Origin of the sequence: Actinomycetospora chiangmaiensis DSM 45062 (assembly GCF_000379625.1) — a bacterium.
GTDB classification, from domain to species: Bacteria; Actinomycetota; Actinomycetes; order Mycobacteriales; family Pseudonocardiaceae; genus Actinomycetospora; species Actinomycetospora chiangmaiensis.
The window spans coordinates 23900-41664 of sequence record NZ_KB903223.1 but is presented as its reverse complement, the minus strand read 5'-3'; the positions used below and the strand labels follow the sequence as shown (position 1 = coordinate 41664).

Genomic DNA, 17765 nt, shown 5'->3' with positions numbered 1-17765 from the left:
GGCCGAACGCCCCGGGCCCGGCCGACCGGGCACCGGTCGGCCCCGCCGCGGTGGCCGGAGGCGCGACGGCAGGTCCGAGCCGCCTGCCACCACGGACCACCCGGCCCGGGCACCTCGGGACCGCCGGCCCTGTCCGGACACGGGAACCGGGTGGTGTCCTTCGACGCGGCGGGCCCCCGAACCCCCCACGAGGGCCCGCCGCTCCCTCCGTGCGGCGCGGTCGCCAGGCGGCTCGCCGCACCGGGGGGTGTCCTCCGGGGCCGGACGGCCCGGTCGGGTCCTCCCGGCCGGCCGGGCCGTCCTCCGCCGGGGGCGTGTCCGGTGGGTGGCGGCCCGTTCGTCGGCTCGGCGCGGAGTCGGCGGGCGGGCTCGCCCCGGCGCCGTGCACGGCGGTCGGCGGTCGGCGCACGGCGGTCATGGAGGCACGACGGCATCCCGGTCGTGGCGCGGGACGACCCACTCCACCACCGTGCCGATCGCCTCGCCGGAGTGCACCGAGGCGTGGCCGCCGCGGCGCTTCGCCCGGTCGGCCATGCTCGGGAGGCCCTGGCCGCGGGGCCGCCCGTCCCCGGTCGCGGGCAGGCCCATCCCGATGCCGTCGTCGGACACCCGCAGCGACACGTGCTCGTCGTCGGCGACCAGCGCCACCGCCGCCGTGCGCGCCCGCGCGTGCCGGGCGACGTTCGACAGCGACTCGCGCAGCACGGTGAGCAGGTCGACCGCGGCCTCGTCGTCGAGCGCGCCGGCCAGGTCGCCGCGCACCTCGAGCGTCGGGGTGAACCCGAGCGCCCGGGCGCTGTCCCGGGTCAGGTCGAAGACCTGCTCCCGCAGCGTGGCCGCGGTGACCGAGGTGCGGACCAGCCCGAAGATGAGCGCCCGCAGTTCCCGCATGGCCTCGTCGAGCTCGTCGACCAGCGGGTCGAGGCGTTCCCGGACCCGGGGCTCGGAGGCCGCGACGGCGTCGAGGGCGAGGCCGAGCGCGAACAGCCGCTGCACGGTGTTGTCGTGGACCTCGGCGGCCAACCGGTCGCGGGCGTCGCGCATCGCGAGCTCCAGCTCGGCCGACACCACCCGCTCCCGGCGCCCGAGCATCGCGGTCCGCATCGTGTCGACGTCCGCGGCGATCGTCTCGATCTCCCAGGGGCCGCTCACCTTGATGGGCAGGTGGTCCGCCCCGTCGGCCACCGCGCGCGTCTGGTCGGCCAGCCGGTCCAGTGGCCGGGTCAGGCGCGCCCGGACGACCCAGGGGGCGACCGCGGCGACGAGCAGGGCCACCACGGCGACGAGGACGGCGGTCAGGTCGGCGCGGGACTGCGCGGCCGCGACCACGGCGATCGACGCGGTCTCCCGCGTCGCGAGATGTCCCTGCAGCGTCGCCACGGTCGACCGCACGGTGTCGAAGAGCTCCTTGCCGACGAGCGCCTCGGCCCCGGTCACGGCGGGGGTGACGGCGGCCGCGCGACGGGCCGCGATCTGCGGCTCCGCCACCTCCGCACGCCACCGTGCCGCCGCGTCGCCCACCCGGGTGAGCGCGTCACGCCCCGCGGGATCGGAGGCGAGCAGACCGCCCAGCAGGGCCTCGGCCGCGGCGGCCCGCACCGTGCCGTCGTCGTAGGGCTGCAGGAACCGCGGGTCGCCGGTGAGGACGAACCCGCGTGCGCCGGTCTCCTGGTCGACGAGCGCCGTGCCCAGTTCCTGCGCCGCGGACCGCGCCGGTTCGACCCGGGTGGTCATGTCCCCGACGGCGTCCCGGACCGTCATCCGGGCCAGCGCACCGGCCGCCGCGACCAGCACGATCAGCGTCACAGGGATCAGGACCAGCACCCGGACGGTGGTACGGAGGGTCACCGGTCCACCGTGGTCGCCGCTGGTCCCCGCCGACAGGGACGGCCGGGCGGCACGATCCGGGACCTTCGGCCCTGGGCCGGTCGACCTCACCAGGAGCGGTCCGGCACGACGGCGACCGGACACGGCGGGTCGCGCAGCAGCGCGACCGTGGGCGAGGGCGTGAGCCAGCCGCGCCACGGCCGCCGGGACGTGCGCCCGACGACGAGCAGCGCCGCTCCGCGCGCCCGCTCCCGCAGGGCGGTCACGGGATCGGCGTCCAGGACGTCGACGTCGACCGCCACCTCGGGTCGGACCAGCCGCCACGCGGCGAGGTCGTCCCGGCAGTCCTGGTGCGCGCGGTCGTCCCCGGCCCGCACGACGCACAGCGGTGCGCCGGCGTCCGCCGCGACGTCGAACGCCAGGGACACCGCCGCCTGTCCGGTGCCGGGACCGAGGCCCAGGACGACGGGGGCGTGCCCGCGGGCGAGCGGCCGGTCCGGCACGACGACGACCGGCTCCGGGGCGGCGGCGACCACCTGCTCCAGGTCCGGCAGCGTCGCGGGCACGACCAGCAGACGCACCCCGGCGGCGGCGCCGGCCAGCCGCACCGCCAGCCCGCGCAGCGACGGCAGCGGGAGGAGCTCGAACGCCCGTGTCCCGAGGTCCCAGGTGGTCTCGAGGAGCAGTCCCAGCGTGCTCCGGACCGACCGGTCGGGCTGTGGGGGCTCGTCGACGAGGACCTGCAGGTCGGCGCCCGCGTGGTGCGCGTGGCGGGCGGCCCAGCGCAGGACCGCCTCCCGCGGGAGGTGGGCCGGCGCGTACACCCGGACCCCCACCGACCGCACGCGGCCGACCCGGTCGAGGGCGTGGGGATCCGACGGGCCACGGAGGGCGACGACCTGCATCACGCCGGGTGACCCTTCCGGGCGGCCCGGGCCGCACACCAGGGCCGGAGGTCCCGACCCGGGGCGAGCCGGACCCGTCGTCGGGACCAAGGTCGCGCGATCGCCCGCCGCTCGGCCCTCGTTCCCCGTCGCCGTCCCGACGATCGTCGGGACGGGCGGAAGGAGGGCCCGATGCCCGTGGAGACGACCGCGACGGGGCGGCCGGTGCGGGTGGTCATCGTCGGGGACCACCCCGCGGTGCGGGAGCACCTGCTCGACCTGGTGGGCGCGGCCGGGCTCGACGTCGTGGCGACCGCCGTCGGCGTCGCGTCCGGCTACGACGCGGTCCGCCGGACGCGACCCGAGATCGCCGTGATCGACAACCGCCTCCCGGACGGGCGCGGGGTGGAGCTCTGCGAGGTGCTCGCGCGAGAGATCCCGGAGACCGCCCTCATCGTCCACTGCGGGGTGGTGACCGCGGAGGAGACCGAGCGGGCGCGCGCCGCAGGGGTGCGGGCCGTGGTCCCGAAGTCGCTGCGCGGCAGCGAGCTGCTGCAGGCGCTCGACGCCGCGGTGCGGGTGTGCCGACCGTGCTCCCGGCGCCTCGCGGGTCCCCGGGAGATGGGGACCAACGACCCTGTCGACGGGGTCGGCGCGGCCGAAGGATGACGTTCATGTCACGACGAGGTCGAGGGGAGGCATCGATGGACGGCACGGGCTTCATCGGATCGATGGTCGAGGCCGGCGAGGGTGTGCTCCTGCTGCGGGGCGCGCTGCCCGCCGACGTCGGCGCGCGGGTCCGCGAACACCTCGACGACCTGCTGGGTGCGGGGGTCCGCCACGTGCGGGTCGACGCCCGGGAAGCCGTCGGCGTCGACGAGCAGGTGCTCCGCGCCCTGACCGCGGCGCAGGACCGGTTGGCGCCGCGCCGCGGCATGGTCAGCATCGTCGGGCTCGACGTCGCCGGGGTCCGCGCGACCGTGTCGACGTCGGCGGGGGTCGCCGCGGCCTGATGCGCCCGGCGCCGGAGGTCCCGACCCGCCGACGCCGGTCAGCCCCGGGGGGCGGACTGCCCCTTGACCTGGTTCGCGAGGACGGCCGCCTGGACCCGGCGCTGCATGCCGAGCTTCGCCAGCAGCGCCGACACGTAGTTCTTCACCGTCTTCTCGGCGAGGAACATGCGCTGCCCGATCTCGCGGTTGGTGAGCCCCTCGCCGATGTAGCCGAGGACGTCGCGTTCCTTCTCGGTCAGCTCCGCCAGCGGGTCGACCGCCTCCGAACGGTCCCGGAGCCGGCTCATCAGCGCGGTCGCCGCGCGACCGTCGAGCAGGGAGCGCCCGGCGCCGACCTCACGCACCGCGTTGACGATGTCGTTCCCGCGGACGTCCTTGATGACGAAGCCGCCGGCGCCCGCGAGGACGGCGTCGAACATGGCCTGCTCGTCGGTGTAGGAGGTGAGCATCAGGCAGCGCAGCGCCGGCATCCGCGAGCGCAGCTCGCGGCAGAGCTCCACGCCGCTGCCGTCGGGCAGGCGCACGTCCAGCACGGCGACGTCGGGGGCGAGCGCCGGGATGCGGGCGAGCGCCTCGGCGACGCTGCCGGCGTCGCCGATCACGGTGAGATCCTCGTGGGCGCCCAGCAGGTCGGCCACCCCCCGCCGCACCACCTCGTGGTCGTCGACCAGGAACACCGTCGTCATCGGTCTCGTCCTCTTCTCTCAGGATTCGGTGGGTGTGGGGTCGAGCGGGACCCACCACGTCATGCGGGTCCCGGGACCGACCGTGCGGCGTCCGACCCGCGCGTCACCGCCGGCGGCGCGGGCCCGGGCCGCGAGGTTGGCGAGACCACTGCGGGCGACGGCGTCGGGGATGCCGACCCCGTCGTCGCTCACGTCGACGACCAGCTGCGAGTCCGCGGCGACGGTGACCGTCACCGTCGACGCGGCGGCGTGGCGGACCACGTTGCTGACCGCCTCCCGGACCACGGCCTCGACGGCGACCGCGAGGTCCTCCGGCACCGTGGCGACCGCACCGGAGAGCCGCACCACCGGCTCGATGCCCGACTGCGCGGTCATCTCGGCGACGACCCCCCGGACCCGCACCCCGAGGTCGTGCTCCCCCGCGGTGTGCAGGTCGAAGATGGACGTGCGGATGTCACGGATGATGCCGTCGATCTGGTCCACCGCCTCGTCCACCCGCCGTGCGCCGTCCGACGCGGGCAACCGGGCGTGCGCGGCCTGCAGGCCCAGGCCGAGGGCGAACAGCCGCTGCAGCACGTGGTCGTGGAGATCGGCGGCGATCCGCTCCCGGTCGGTCACGACGTCGAGCTGACGCCGCGCCCGCTGGGACTCCGCGAGCCGGAGCACGAGCGCGGCCTGGTCGGCGAACGACGCCACGACGGCGAGCCCGTCGTCGTCCGCGGTCCCCGACCAGCCGTCCACCCCGGCCACGACGAGGACACCGCTCAGGTCCTCCCCGCTGCGCAACGGGACCGCGAGGCCCGGACCGAGACCCTCGCCGTCGGGGAGCAGCCGGAGGTCCGCGACGACGTGCGGTGCGCGCGTCCGCGCGACCGCGTCGAGCACCGTGCCCGCGATCGCGACACGGCTCCCGGGCGGGTGACGGTCCTCGAGGCCCACGCAGACCGTGACCCGGACCGGCGGTGGGGTGTCGTGGTCGGCGGTCGCCTGGGGCGGCGTCGTGATCAGGGCGCCCGCGGCGCCGGTCAGCTCGGCGGCCCGCTGTGCCACCAGGGCCAGCGCCTCGCCCGGGTCGGCGCCCGCGAGCAGGTGCGTGGTGATCTCCCCCGCGGCCTCGACCCACTGCTGGCGCCGCATCGCCTCGGCGGCCAGCCGCCGGGTCCGGTCGTGCAGCCGGGCGTTCTCCACCGCGACCCCGGCCACGGCCGCGAGCGCGCCGGTGGCGTCCTCGTCGTCGACGGTGAAGGGACCGCCCCGCTTGTCGGTGAGGTAGAGGTTGCCCACCACCCGTTCCCGCACGCGCACCGGCACCCCGAGGAACGAGCGCATGGGCGGATGACCGGCCGGCACACCGACCGACGCGGGGTGGTCGCGCAGGTCGTCCAGCCGCAGCGGCACGGGGTGACGGATCAGCTCGCCGAGGAGGCCGTGCCCGCGCGGCGGCGACCCGAGGCCCGACCTGGTCGTCTCGTCGATCCCGGCGGTGACGAACCGGGCCAGGGCGGTCCCGGCGTCGTCGAGCAGCGCCAGGGCCCCGTAGCGGGCGTCGACCAGCTCGATCGCCTCGCGCACGACGCGGACGAGCGTCTCCTCCAGGTCGAGCCCGTCGGCCACCGCGACCACCGACCGCAGCAGGTCGTCGGCCCGTCGCGCGACGCCCTGCGGGTGCACCGGGCGCTCCACGGTCCCTTCGATGATGACGGTCCCCCCACGGAACGGTTCGAGACAGGTGCGACGACACCCGAAGTCCTCCATCTTCGGGGTGGCGGGGCCCCCGGACCAGGGACGAAGGTCCCTCGATCCGGGCGTGTACCGCAGCACGGGGGCCGCCCGGTTGACAGGTCCGTCGTGGCCACCACTATGGCAGCGGGAGGTTCGTCCGATGTCCAGCGAGCACGTGGGGAGTCCACGGCTGTCGTCCGGTCTGGTGTTCCCGGGGGCGGTCCGGCTGGAGCTCGACGACCTCCTCGACCAGGTCATCGCCCGGGCCGGCGAACTCAAGTCCGTCCAGGGACGGTTGCGCAGCCTGCTCGCCGCGACGCAGTACGTGGCCGAGCGGCTCGAGCTCGACGAGCTGGTGCAGCGCCTCGTGGACAGCGCCCGGGCCCTGGTGGGCGCGCGCTTCGCCGCCCTCGGCGTCGTCCGCGACGGTCGGGTGGTCACGTTCGTGCGCAGCGGCGTCCCCGCGACGGACGTCGCCACGTCCGGGGACCTGCTGCGCGGTGACGGCGTCCTGGCGACGCTGTTCGACGACCCGCGGCCGCTGCGGCTGCGGGACCTCGCCGAGCACCCGTCGTCGCTCGGGCCCACGCCCGACGGTGCCTCGCCGCACTCGTTCCTCGGGGCGCCCCTGCAGGTGGGCGGCACCGTCTACGGCGTCCTCTACCTCACCGACAAGGAGGAGGCCCCGGAGTTCGGCCGGGACGACGAGGAACTCGTCACCGCCCTCGCGGCCGCGGCGGGCGTCGCGGTGGAGAACGCACTCCTGCTGGAGGACGCACGACGGCGGGCCCGGTGGCAGACCGCGTCGGCCGAGCTCGGGCGCCGGCTGCTGGCCGGTTCGCTCGACACCGCCGACGGTCTGCGGCACCTGCTCGAGGAGGCCCTCCACCTCGCCGACGCGCAGGGCGCCGCGGTGACCAGCGAGACCGCGGCCGAGTCCGACCGCATCGACATCCCCTGCGCGACGGGCGACCTCGCGCCGCTCGAGGGCCGGAGCCTCGAGGACGACGGCACGGTGACCCGGGCCGCCCTCGACGGCGACGGCCCGATCGTCGTGGCGAGGGTCGGCGAGGACGACGAACGCGGCACCGTGCTGCGCGCCGTCGCCCCGCAGGTCGGCAGCGCCCTCGCCATGCGCCTCGCCGACGGCGTCGCCGGGGACGGCACGCGCGCCGTCCTCGTGCTGGTGCGCGATCGCGAGCACCCCGCCTTCGGGGAGGCGGACGTCGAGATGGTCGAGGGCCTCGCCGCGCAGGCGTCCGCGACCCTCGCCCTGGCCCGCAGCCGCGCCGACCGCGAGGCGCTCCGTCGGGTCGAGGACCGCGAGGCGCTCGTGGCCGACCTCAACGCCCAGGTACTGCAGCGTCTCCTGCGGGTCGGGTCGGCCCTCGCCGGGGCCGCGGCGGCCGCGGACGGTGCGGTGCGGGCCCGGGTGCTCGACCAGATCGACGAGCTCGACGACCTGGTGCGGGGGCTGCGCCGCACCGTGTGGGCGGCGCCCGCCCCCGACGAGATGGCGGGTCGGGGCCGGTAGGCCCGACACGTCGGGAGAGCGGCCCATCACGGGACCTTCGGCGGGTGCGCAGGGACCGGAGGTCCCGCCCGTCGTGACGGTCCGGAGCGGCACGATCACCGCGTGCCCACCGCTGCGTCGCCGATCGGTTCCCCGCCCGCCCGTCGGACGCGCCCGCGCATCGTGCTCGTCGAGGACCACGTCCGCGTGCGTGAGCACCTGACGATGCTGTTGGAGACGGCGGGTTTCGACGTCGTCGCGAGCGCGGCGACGTACCTGGACGGCTACCGCGCGGTGCTCGCCGAGCGACCGGCCCTCGCCGTGGTGGACAACCGGCTCCCGGACGGTCGTGGGATCGACCTCGCGGCGGTGCTGCACCGCGAGGCCCCGGAGGTCGGGGTCGTCATCCACTCCGGGGCCATCACCCGGGAGGAGGCCGACCTCGCGCTGCGCTGCGGCGCCCTCGAGGTGGTCACGAAGGACGTCCGCGCCCGGCCGCTGGTGGCGGCCCTGCAACGGCACGCCACCCCGGTGCCCCGTCGGCACCGGTAGGCGGGCCCGCGTCACCGGGCCGGGTTCAGGGCGCCGGCCGGATGTTGTGGTTGCGACGGAAGACGTTGTCCGGGTCGTACCGACGCTTGATGCGGGCCAGCCGCTCGTAGGTGTCCGCCCCGTAGGCGGCCCGGACCCGCTCCTCGTCGATCTCGGTCTGGAAGTTGAGGTAGCTGCCGGCGTTGCCCGACCAGCGCATGAGCTGGTGCCAGACCCGCCGGGCCCACGCACGCTCGGCCGCGAGCAGTTCGGCCGTCGGCGCGACAGCGTTGATGTTGCAGACGAGGTGCGGTCGGCGGGAGCCGCCGAAGGCCGTCGACCCGGGCTCGGGGCGGCAGTACGCCCCGTGCAACGGGAAGATCGGGAGGAACGACATCGGGGAGGACTTCTTGCGGGCGGCCTCCGCGATCACCTCGATGGCGCCGTCGGTGAGCTCCGGGAGGTCGGCGGCCTTCTCGTAGGCACGGATGCCCCAGGGCGCCGAGTCGTCGAGCATCTGCTGCAGGGCCGGGTACGGGATCGGCGTCACGAACTCCCACAGCGGCGGCGGCCCCTCCCGCACCGGGGCCACCGTCGCCGCGTGCTCCTCGGCGGTCCCGAGCCCGACGACGAGCAGGGCGTGTCCGAGCGCGAGGTGGTGACGCTCCGGGACGAAGGGCGCCGGCGGGGCGCACAGTCCGGCGGCGATCAGCACCCCGGCGTCGTCCGGGAGCCCGGCGACGACGTCGCGGCAGTGCCGCAGGGCCGCCTCGCCGTCGTCGACGCCCCAGAAGAACAGCCCCAGCTGCAGCTCGGGCGGGATCGGGTGCAGCGCGAAGGTGAACTCGGTGACCACGCCGAAGTTGCCGCCGCCGCCGCGGATCGCCCAGAACAGGTCGGGCTCGGTCGTGGCGTCCGTGACCACCACGCGTCCGTCGGCCAGGACCACCTCCGCGGCCACGACGTTGTCCAGCGCCAGCCCGAAGGCGGCGGTCAGCCAGCCCATCCCGCCGCCGAGCGTCAACCCGCCGACCCCGGTGTGGCTGATGACCCCGCCCGGCACGGCGAGCCCGTACGTCGCCGTGGCGGCGTCGAGGTCGGCCATCGTCGCTCCCCCGCCGACCGCGGCGGTGCGGGCCTCGGTGTCGACGATGACGCTGCGCAGGTCCCGGAGGTCGATCACCAGTCCGCCGTCGACGGTCGCCAGTCCGCTGTAGCCGTGCCCGCCGCCCCGGACGGCGATCGGGAGGCGCTCCGCGCGGGCGTGGGCGATCGCCGCCGCGACGTCGTCGCGCGTCGCGCACCGGGCGATGGCGGCGGGCCGGCCGTCGACGTCGCCGTTCCAGAGACCGCGGAGCTCGTCGTACACGAGGTCCGACGGTTCGACGAGGGGTCCGGTCAGCACGGCCCGCAATGCTTCGAAGTTCCTGCCCACCATGGTGCTCATCGGCCCCGCCTCCGTCTGGACGTCACGTCTGGGAGCCGGCCACGGTGGCCCCGTCGGCCCGGGGCGAGCAGGGCCGTTGGTCCCGCCCGCACCCGGGCCGACGGTCCGCTCGCCGTGCTCGGCGGAGGCGGGCACGAGACGCCGCGCGATCGGGTCGGGGGCCTCGACCGTCTCCCGACCCGTCGTCGGGACCTCGCGGTGTCTCGTGCCCCAGGGCCCGAGGTCCCGGTCGCGCGCTCCGATCGACCCGTGCGGTCACGGCAGGGTCGGAGTGCACTCGACCCGAGCGCGCGAGGAGGTGCAGGACATGACCGGAGCGCCCGTGACAGTGGGCGTCGCCTCCGAAGCACGCGGCCGGGCGGCCGTCGGCTGGGCTGCGGCCGAGGCCCGCGAGCTGGGCACCCGCCTGGTCCTGGTGCACGCCCTCGACGTGCCCCACGGGTGCGCGCTGGGCGAGCTGGCCGCCGTGATCGCGCCCGGCCTGCGCACGATGGCGGAGCGCGACATCGAACAGCTGGTCCACACCGCCCACGCGGTGGTCCCGGACATCACGGTGGACGGCGACGTCGTGGAGGGGCCGGTGGTGCCCGTGCTGCGGGCGCGGGCACGGGGCACGAGCCTGCTGGTGCTGGGCGGCGGCGGGCTCGGGCCGGTGGCCGACCTGATGTTGGGAGATGTCGCGCGAGCCCTGTGCGGCCGTGTCCCGGTCCCCGTGGTCGTCGTGCCGGACCGGGTCGACGCCCGGGTCCGGGAGCGGGCGGGCGGGCACGCGCCCGTCGTCGTCGGGGACGACGGGAGCCCGGCGGTCCGCACCGCCCTGCGCCTGGCCGCCGCCCGGGCGCGGACACGGGGCGCGCCGCTGGTGGTCGTGCGCGCCGGGGACCGCGACGCGCGTCCCTTCGCCCCGCCGGACCTCGGCCCGGACGCCCCGCGCACCCGGGTGGTGGTCGCGTCCGGCCGGGCCGACCTCGTCCTGGCCGAACAGGCCGAGACCGCCGAGATCGCCGTGGTCGGGATCGGCGAGCACGGCTGGTGGCACCACCGCGCGGGGATCCGCACCCGGCTCGTGGCCCGGACGACCTGTCCCGTGCTGATCGCCCCGCCGGACGCCGCGCCGCGTCCGGCGACCACCGCAGCCGGCGGACCGGGACGGCGGCGCTGACTCCCGTCGGCTCAGGGATGCAGGTGCACGAGCGCCTGGACGTGGCCGCCGCGGGCATCGAGCCGCCGGCCCCAGGCCGCGCGTGCCGCGGCCGTCCGGAGCGGATCGGTGTGGACGTCCGCGCGCAGGCCGCGCAGCGCCGCCGTCACCACGGCCCGGTGCGCGGCCACGCCGCCCGTCACCTGGTCGGCGACCTCGTTGCCGTGGGTGCAGACGGCGAGGACGGGGTCGCGCCGCCAGGGCAACGCCACGTCGGTCGCCTCGGGGACCGGCGTCCCGGGCGTGCGCCACGAGGGCGCGCCGTCGTGGGAGGGCCCGTTCGCGAGCACCGCCCACGCGCGAGTGGTGCTCGTCCCGTGGGCGACGTCGACGACCTGGGCGAGCTCGGGTCGGCCGCGTCCGTACACCGTGCCCTCCCGCAGCCGACGGTCGATGCGGTGCCGGGCGAGGGCCAGCGGGATCGCCGCGCGGCGCCGGGCGGCGCGGACCGTGATCAACGGGGTGACGCCGGGGTCGTCGGCGACCTCGCGCCGGGGCTCCCAGCCCAGGCTGCGCATGGCGATCTCCAGGCCGGCCGCCAACCGACCGGCTGCCACCAGCGCGCCGTGGGCCGGGGACGACTCGTCGTCGTGCAGGGCGGTGATCTCCACGACCCGGTCCCGGACGGCGACCGAACCGTCGGGCGGGGTGGGCCCGCTCAGCGGCTCGACCGCCTGGAGCAGGACCGCCAGCTCGGCCGGACTCCAGGGCTCGGGCCGGGTGCGGGTCACGCGTACGACCACCACGATGCCTCCCGACTCCCGCGTCGGCGGCGGGGTCGCCACGGACGGTCCCGACGACGGGCGCCCGCCGACCAGGGGCGTGCGGCATCCGGCGACGTGCCGTTCGGCCCGACGGCGGGAGGTGCGGACCCGCGGGCGGAACGTCCCCGCACCGCACGACGGCGCCGCCGACCGGGACCCTCGACCCGGTCGGCCGTCCCCGCGGGTCGGGTCCCGCGACCCTGCCGTGCGGGACCGGGCCCGGGTTCGGTACACGGGGTCGACGCGACGAGGAGGCCCCATGCAGGTGCGCGACGTCCCCGGCCGGTCCGTGGTCCGCGCCCGGACCGGGACGGACGACGGGACCGTCGGCACCCCGACGGAGGCGGTCGTCCGGGATCCGCCCGTGACCGCGTTCGCCGCCTCCCGGGTCGTCCCCCGGTGGTGGCTGGACGAGCCGGTCGTCCGGCCGCGGCGCGGCGTGGTGAACCCGGTGCCCGCGACGCAGGAGGACGGACGGCTGACGGTGCGGGTGGCGCCCGACGCCACGCCCGGCGATCTGCGCCGGGTGGTGTCGCTCGCCGCCTCGCGCCCCGCCTGCCACACGGTGGCCCTCGACCTCGACCGCATCCCCCGGGACGCCGTCCTCGCCCGCGCGATCGCCGCGACCCGCGTCCGTCTCCTGGTCCGCGGGCTGCGGGTGGAGCTCGTCCACGCCCCGGCCGACGTCGTGGCCGCGGTCGGGCCGGACGCACCGGACCGCTACCGGGTCGTCGACGGCCCCGCTCCGCGGCGCCGGACCGGGGCCGTACGCCCGGCACCACGCGGACGTCGGGGCACCGACCCGCGCGGGTGAGCCGTCCCCGGGACCTTCGGGCAGCCCCCGCGAGGAGCAACGACCCTGACCTGCGAGCGAGCTCCCGGCCTAGCGTCCGTACCCGAGGAGCGCGGCACGCGAGGGGGACTCGATGGGGGAGATCGGCATCGACCTGGGCACGGCGACCACCGTGGTCTGCCATCCCCGCGACGGGGTCCTCCACGACCAGCCCAGCGTCCTGCTCGCCGGGTTCGGGGAACGCCGGTCCGGGGTCCTCCTCGGCACCGAGGCCGCGGCGCTCGTCGGCCGCGTCCCGGACCGCGTGCGGGTCGGGCGCCCCGTGCAGGGCGGGGTGGTCACCGACCTCGCCCTCGCGCGGACCTACCTCGCCGCGCTCGTGCGCCGGGCGATCCCGGGTCCGTTCGCCGCCCGGCGGACGCGTGCCGCGATCGGCGTGCCGGCGGGCGCGACCCCGCTGGAACGCCGCGCGCTGCTCGAGGCGGCCCGGGAGGCGGGCCTGGCCCGCGTCGATCTCGTGCCGGCCGGTCTCGCCGGCGCGACCGGGGCCGGGGTGGACGTCGCGGAGGCCCGCGTCCGGGCGGTCGCCGACGTCGGGGCGGGCCACGCCGAACTCCTCGTCCTGTGCCGGGGGGAGGTCCTGGCGCGACGGTCGTGCACCCGCGGGGGCGACGAGATGACGGCGGCGGTGCGGTCCCACCTCCGCGAGGTCCACGGCCTGCACGTCACGACGGAGGTGGCCGAGCGCCTCAAGTGCTGCGCGTCGTCGCCCGACGGTGAGGGGCTCGTCGCCGAGGGCCGCGACCTCGCGACCGGGCGCCCCCGCATCGCGGGGGTCGACGCGGCGGAGGTGGCCCGCGCGATCGCGCCCACCCGCCGGGCGCTCGTGGCCGCCCTCGCCGACGGGCTGGACGACCTGCCGGTCGCGGCGGTGCCGGACCTGCTCGCCGAGGGCGTCCTCCTGCTCGGCGGCGGCTCCCTCACCACGCGGCTCCGGGACGATCTCGAGGAGACGCTCGGCCTCCCCGTCAAGGTCCCCGAGCGCCCGACGACCTGCGTGGCCGAGGGACTCGCGCTGCTGGCCCGGCGACACGGGGCCGTCCCGGCGTTCCCGGTGGGAGCCGGTCGGTGACGACCCTCCCGCCGCGCGACCGGGCCCTCCCCCCGGACCGCGTCCTCGCGGCACCCGTCTTCCCCCCTCCCCCGACCCGACCCGGCGTCCGGACCTCGTTGCGGCGGGGCTGGCGGCGGACCTGGCCCTGGCTGGTGGCCCTCCTGGCCGTCGTCGTCGTGGTGGGCGCCGAGCTCGGTCTGCTCCGCGGACGGATCGCCACCGATCTCGCCCGGCTGGCGGCGGCGGGCGCCGCCCCGACGGCCGTCCCGACGACGGGTGGGCTCCCGCCGGTGCCGCGTCCCGCGCCGGCCGCCGCGGGCGACGTGTCGGGTGTCCGGCTCCGGGTCCTCGCCGGGCCCTGCGAGCCCGCCCGGCCGTGCACGGTCGCCGTCGGGGTGGACCGGCGCGACGGCACGGCGCCGACGGCCACGCCGTGGACCGTCGTGGTCGTCGACCGCTGCCGGGGGCTCACCACGACGTCGCCCGGGGCGACGACGCCTCCCGGGTCCGGGACCTACGGGGTCACGACGGTGCCCCTGCCGGACTCGCCCGCGATCGCCCTGCTCGCGGTGACGGACGGGGCGGACCGGGCGGCCTCCGCGGCCACACCGGTGGGCGGCGGGCCGTGCTGACCGGGGACGGGTCGGGCGACTGGGAGGAACCGTTGCCCGACCCCCGACCGCCGTGGGGGGACGACGGCCGGCCGACGCGGCGCTCGGGTCGCGCGGCCCGGCGGGCCGATCGGGCGGACCGCGCCGAGGAGCGCCGACGGGAGGCACGACGCGACCACGACCGCCCCGAGCCGCGCGGGCAGGTCCTCGCGGACCTCGTCGCGGTCGCCGCCGCCGTCGTCCTCGTCGCGCTCGGCGCGCTCAACCTCGTCGCCGCGGGCGAGCCGGCACAGGCGCGGGACAAGGTCGTCACCGCCGGGGTCGGGATCGCCGTCATGCTCGCGCTCGCCGCCCGGCGGCGGCCGGTCTCCACGGTGCTGGCCCGGGCGACGTACGGCGTGACGGTGGCCCTGCTCCTCCTCGTGCTGGTCGCCGGGCTGGAGGTCAACGGGGCCCGTCGCTGGCTCGGCGCCGGGGCCCTGACGATCCAGCCGTCCGAACTCGCGAAGATCGCCGTGCCCCTCGTCCTCGCCGCGGTGCTGGGCGTCGGGGCCCGTTCCTGGCGGCGGTTCGCGGCGGCCGTGCCCCTGGCCGGGCTCCCGATCGTGCTCGTGGCCGTCCAGCCCGACCTGTCGACCGCGGCCCTGCTGACGGCCACGGCCGTGGCCGTGCTCGTGCTCGCGCGGGTCCCGGCCCGCCACCTGCTGCCCGTCGTGGCGGGCGCGGTGGTGGCCGCTCCCCTGGCCCTCGGCCTCATGCACGACTACCAGCTCGAGCGCCTCGGGACCTACCTGTCGGGCTCGCAGTCCGCGGCGGGTCCCGGTTGGGCCGTCCGCCAGGCCCGCCTCGCGATGGCCCGGGGCGGCTGGTTCGGGGACCACGCCGACCCGGTCCACGCCCTCGCCGCCACCTACCTCCCCGAGCGGGACACCGACCTCGCCCCCGCCTCGCTGGTGGCGGGCTGGGGCCTGGTGGCCGGGCTGCTCGCCCTCGGGGCGGGGCTGGTGATCGTGTGGCGGTGTGCCCTCGGCGCCCGCGCCCCCCGCAGCTCGGCGGGGACCCTGCTGAGCGGTGGCTTCGCCGTGCTGCTCGGCGTCGAGCTGGTCGTCTCGCTCGGCGGGAACCTCGGGGTGCTGCCGGTCGCGGGGGTGCCCTTCCCGATCCTGTCGGCCGGCGGGACCTCCACGGTCGTACACCTCGCCGCGCTCGGCCTGGTCCTCGGGGCCCGCCGGGACGGCGCGCACCGGCGGCTCTGGGCGCCGGCAGCGATCACCCGCCCACGCCTCGTCCGGACGGCCGTCGTCACCGTGACCGTCGTGCTCCTCGGGGTCGCGGGGTACGGCGCGGGCGCCCTCGCCGCGGACCGGCCGGCCCTCGTCGTGGCCGGGACCGACCAGATGACCCGGTGCGTGACCGTCCCGGCACCCCGGGGCACCGTCGTCGACCGGCACGGCGCCGTGCTCGCGGCCGACGCGGGGGACGTCGACGTCCGCGTGGCCCCGGCGCTGCTGATGGAGGCCCCGGAGGCCGTGGACCGGCTCCGCGGTCTCCTCGGCCGCTCCCCCGCCGAGCTGCGCCGGCAGCTCGAGGCGGCTCCGGCGACGACGGTCGATCTCGACGTCGGGGTCGTCCCCGGTCCGACCGGGACGGCGATCGGGCGCGCCGCGCTCCCCGGCGTCGTGGTCGTCCCCGCGCCGCGCCGGAACTACCCGACCGGCCCGGTGCTCGCCCCCGTGCTCGGCTGGGTGGGCGCCGCGACCCCGGTCGAGACCGCCCGCGCCGGCGATCTGGACGCCCGCTCCGTCACGGGGCGGGCCGGGGTCGAGGCCTCCTACGACGGCGTCCTGCGCGGGGTCGACGGGGAGCAGTGCTACTGGGTCGACCCCGGGGGGCGGCCGGTCGCGACCGGGTCCACGCGGCCAGCCGTCCCCGGGGCCACCCTGACCCTGACCATCGACCTCGTGATGCAGCAGCGTCTGGTCGCCGACGTCGCCACGTCCCTGCAGGGCGGCCCCCGGGGCGCGGTCGGCGCCGCGGTGGCCCTCGACCCGCGCTCCGGCGCGGTCCTCGCCCTCGCGAGCTGGCCGAGCCACGACGACGCCCTCTACGGCCCGCCGCTCGACATCGCCGCCCTGCAGGCGACGGCGGACGCGCCCGGGAGCCCCCTGCTGGACCACGCCATCGCGTCCGCGGTGCCGCCCGGGTCGACCTTCAAGCTCGTCAACGCGACCGCCTCGGTGACCCACCCGGTCGTCCCGGCCGACGAGGTGGTCGAGACCGGCGGGTCCTACGTCGACGCCGGGCACGTCTTCAACAACTGGCGGGTGCTCCCGCCGCAGAACCTGGTCGACGCGATCGCCTGGTCCAACGACGTGTACTTCTACAAGCTCGCGGTGGCCCTCGGGCCGGAGACCATGATCGGGACCGCGCACGCGCTCGGCGTCGGGAGCCCCACGGGCATCGACCTGCCCGGCGAGAGCGCCGGCTACCTGGGGACCCCGGAGAGCGTCGCCGCCGCCGGCGGGACCTGGTACCGGGGGTCGACGATCATCCTCGGCATCGGGCAGGGCCCGGTGCAGGTGACACCGCTCCAGGACGCGCGGTGGACCGCCGCCGTCACGACCGGGGCGCTCGCGACGCCGTTCGTCGGGATGAGCGTGGGGCCGACACCCCTGCCCCACCCCCCGCCAGTGGCGCTGCCCTTCGCCGACCGCCTGGGTCCGGTCCGGGACGGCATGCGCGCGATGGTCACCCGCGGGACCGGGCGGGGCCTGGACGGGCTCGGCGTGCCGGTCGCCGCCAAGTCGGGGACCGCGGAGGACCCCTCGGTGCCGGGCGGCGGGGTCGACGACTGGATGACCGCGGCCGCGCCCGCCGACGCCCCGTCCGTCGTCGTCACCGCCTGGGCACAACGACCCGATGTCGGGACCTCGCGGACCGCGGCCGCCGTCGCGGACACCCTGCGGACGTTCGGCGGCGGATCATGAGCCCCGGCCTCAGGCCGCCTCGCCGGCCTCCTGCGGCAGGCACGGCGCCGTGTGCACGAAGCACACCAGCCGTGCGGTGAAGGTCGGGCCAGAGACGTGCACCGGGGTCCGGCGGGCGGACTCGCCGGGTCGGATCGGGAACCAGCAGCGCTCGCACAGGTGCGGGACCGTCGGGTCGTCACTGGCCACGAAGCCGTGGAACGGCGGGTCGTCGGAGCTCACGCGGGCACCGCCGCCGGTCGGCCGCACACGGCGCGGGCCGCGCCGTGCCACTCGAGGAACATCCGTGCTCCCGTGATCGGGGAAGGGGGGCCGCCGATCGGGGTGCGTGCGGCATCCCCGACGCTAGGGATCCCCGGTCGCGGCGCGCAGGGACCGCGCGGCGTATCCGATCCCGACCATCCCCGTCGCGAGTAGTCCGATCCTCGAAGCACCGCCCCGGGTCGGGGAGCCGGACGCCGGCGGACCGGGGACGGTACCGGCGGCGCCCGGCCCGGACCGGAGCGGGCGGGGTGCCAGGCGTGCACCGGACGCCGGGCGGAGGGTCTCGGCCGCCGCGGCCGCGTCCGGCCGAAGTGGCAGACCCGTCGGCGTCGACCTCGCGCGGTCGTGCTCCGCGTGGGTTCCCGGGGCTCCGGGTGGACCGGGGCGAGGGGACGGCACATTTCACCC

16 protein-coding genes are annotated in these 17765 nt (G+C 77.4%); 9 read left to right on the top strand and 7 right to left on the bottom strand.

Going from position 1 to position 17765, the window contains the following annotated elements:
• Positions 1–414: 414 nt before the first annotated feature.
• A complete protein-coding gene (locus A3CO_RS0110780; RefSeq protein ID WP_018332253.1) occupies positions 415–1848 on the bottom strand; it encodes a CHASE3 domain-containing protein in 1434 nt (477 codons plus the stop codon).
• Positions 1849–1934: 86 nt separating this feature from the next.
• A complete protein-coding gene (locus A3CO_RS0110775; protein WP_245561482.1) occupies positions 1935–2732 on the bottom strand; it encodes a universal stress protein in 798 nt (265 codons plus the stop codon).
• A gap of 171 nt (positions 2733–2903) precedes the next feature.
• Between A3CO_RS0110775 and A3CO_RS35675 the strand changes: the two genes are divergently transcribed.
• On the top strand, positions 2904–3380 hold the full coding sequence (locus A3CO_RS35675) for a response regulator (RefSeq protein WP_018332251.1): 477 nt from the start codon (positions 2904–2906) through the stop codon (positions 3378–3380).
• Positions 3381–3415: 35 nt separating this feature from the next.
• Positions 3416–3724 carry an STAS domain-containing protein gene (locus A3CO_RS0110765; protein ID WP_018332250.1) on the top strand — a complete coding sequence of 103 codons (309 nt, stop codon included), beginning with the start codon at positions 3416–3418 and terminating at the stop codon, positions 3722–3724.
• A gap of 38 nt (positions 3725–3762) precedes the next feature.
• Here the strand turns inward: A3CO_RS0110765 and A3CO_RS0110760 are convergent, their stop codons facing one another.
• Positions 3763–4410 carry a response regulator gene (locus tag A3CO_RS0110760; protein ID WP_018332249.1) on the bottom strand — a complete coding sequence of 216 codons (648 nt, stop codon included), beginning with the start codon at positions 4408–4410 and terminating at the stop codon, positions 3763–3765.
• An 18-nt stretch (positions 4411–4428) separates the two neighbouring features.
• Entirely contained in the window at positions 4429–6093 is a 1665-nt protein-coding gene (locus A3CO_RS31490; protein ID WP_169510936.1) for a sensor histidine kinase, read from the bottom strand.
• A gap of 199 nt (positions 6094–6292) precedes the next feature.
• Here A3CO_RS31490 and A3CO_RS38025 point away from each other — a divergent pair, with 199 nt between their 5' ends.
• Positions 6293–7666 carry a GAF domain-containing protein gene (locus tag A3CO_RS38025; RefSeq protein ID WP_026204481.1) on the top strand — a complete coding sequence of 458 codons (1374 nt, stop codon included), beginning with the start codon at positions 6293–6295 and terminating at the stop codon, positions 7664–7666.
• Positions 7667–7768: 102 nt separating this feature from the next.
• A complete protein-coding gene (locus A3CO_RS35670) occupies positions 7769–8197 on the top strand; it encodes a response regulator (RefSeq protein ID WP_018332246.1) in 429 nt (142 codons plus the stop codon).
• A 25-nt stretch (positions 8198–8222) separates the two neighbouring features.
• Here A3CO_RS35670 and A3CO_RS0110740 read toward each other — a convergent pair whose 3' ends face one another.
• Positions 8223–9623, bottom strand: a complete 1401-nt coding sequence (locus tag A3CO_RS0110740) for an FAD-binding oxidoreductase (protein ID WP_026204480.1) — start codon at positions 9621–9623, stop codon at positions 8223–8225.
• A 307-nt stretch (positions 9624–9930) separates the two neighbouring features.
• On the opposite strand from A3CO_RS0110740, the gene A3CO_RS38020 reads away from it, so the two are divergent.
• Positions 9931–10785: a universal stress protein gene (locus A3CO_RS38020; RefSeq protein ID WP_157647405.1), complete on the top strand. Its 855-nt coding sequence runs from the start codon at positions 9931–9933 to the stop codon at positions 10783–10785.
• Between the two features lie 11 nt (positions 10786–10796).
• Here the strand turns inward: A3CO_RS38020 and A3CO_RS0110730 are convergent, their stop codons facing one another.
• Complete coding sequence (locus A3CO_RS0110730; RefSeq protein ID WP_018332243.1) at positions 10797–11609, bottom strand: hypothetical protein; 813 nt, start codon at positions 11607–11609, stop codon at positions 10797–10799.
• Positions 11610–11847: 238 nt separating this feature from the next.
• On the opposite strand from A3CO_RS0110730, the gene A3CO_RS0110725 reads away from it, so the two are divergent.
• From A3CO_RS0110725 to A3CO_RS31470, 4 genes are all read left to right on the top strand, one after another.
• Complete coding sequence (locus tag A3CO_RS0110725) at positions 11848–12402, top strand: hypothetical protein (protein WP_018332242.1); 555 nt, start codon at positions 11848–11850, stop codon at positions 12400–12402.
• Positions 12403–12514: 112 nt separating this feature from the next.
• Positions 12515–13513 carry a rod shape-determining protein gene (locus A3CO_RS31475; protein ID WP_018332241.1) on the top strand — a complete coding sequence of 333 codons (999 nt, stop codon included), beginning with the start codon at positions 12515–12517 and terminating at the stop codon, positions 13511–13513.
• Positions 13510–14127, top strand: a complete 618-nt coding sequence (locus A3CO_RS38675) for a hypothetical protein (RefSeq protein ID WP_026204479.1) — start codon at positions 13510–13512, stop codon at positions 14125–14127. The genes A3CO_RS31475 and A3CO_RS38675 overlap by 4 nt, the downstream gene beginning before the upstream one ends.
• Positions 14121–17093, top strand: coding sequence for an FtsW/RodA/SpoVE family cell cycle protein (locus tag A3CO_RS31470; RefSeq protein WP_018332240.1), 2973 nt, complete (start codon positions 14121–14123; stop codon positions 17091–17093). Before A3CO_RS38675 ends, A3CO_RS31470 begins: the two co-directional genes overlap by 7 nt.
• 9 nt (positions 17094–17102) lie before the next feature.
• Here A3CO_RS31470 and A3CO_RS0110705 read toward each other — a convergent pair whose 3' ends face one another.
• Positions 17103–17315 carry a hypothetical protein gene (locus A3CO_RS0110705; RefSeq protein WP_157647403.1) on the bottom strand — a complete coding sequence of 71 codons (213 nt, stop codon included), beginning with the start codon at positions 17313–17315 and terminating at the stop codon, positions 17103–17105.
• Positions 17316–17765 lie beyond the last annotated feature (450 nt).

What these genes read in the sequence shown, in the direction of transcription:
- A3CO_RS0110775 (WP_245561482.1), bottom strand. Translation starts at nt 2,732, where the DNA reads ATGCAGGTCGTCGCCCTCCGTGGCCCGTCGGATCCCCACGCCCTCGAC.
- A3CO_RS35675 (WP_018332251.1), top strand. Translation starts at nt 2,904, where the DNA reads ATGCCCGTGGAGACGACCGCGACGGGGCGGCCGGTGCGGGTGGTCATC.
- A3CO_RS0110765 (WP_018332250.1), top strand. Translation starts at nt 3,416, where the DNA reads ATGGACGGCACGGGCTTCATCGGATCGATGGTCGAGGCCGGCGAGGGT.
- A3CO_RS0110760 (WP_018332249.1), bottom strand. Translation starts at nt 4,410, where the DNA reads ATGACGACGGTGTTCCTGGTCGACGACCACGAGGTGGTGCGGCGGGGG.
- A3CO_RS38025 (WP_026204481.1), top strand. Translation starts at nt 6,293, where the DNA reads ATGTCCAGCGAGCACGTGGGGAGTCCACGGCTGTCGTCCGGTCTGGTG.
- A3CO_RS0110740 (WP_026204480.1), bottom strand. Translation starts at nt 9,623, where the DNA reads ATGAGCACCATGGTGGGCAGGAACTTCGAAGCATTGCGGGCCGTGCTG.
- A3CO_RS38020 (WP_157647405.1), top strand. Translation starts at nt 9,931, where the DNA reads ATGACCGGAGCGCCCGTGACAGTGGGCGTCGCCTCCGAAGCACGCGGC.
- A3CO_RS0110725 (WP_018332242.1), top strand. Translation starts at nt 11,848, where the DNA reads ATGCAGGTGCGCGACGTCCCCGGCCGGTCCGTGGTCCGCGCCCGGACC.
- A3CO_RS31475 (WP_018332241.1), top strand. Translation starts at nt 12,515, where the DNA reads ATGGGGGAGATCGGCATCGACCTGGGCACGGCGACCACCGTGGTCTGC.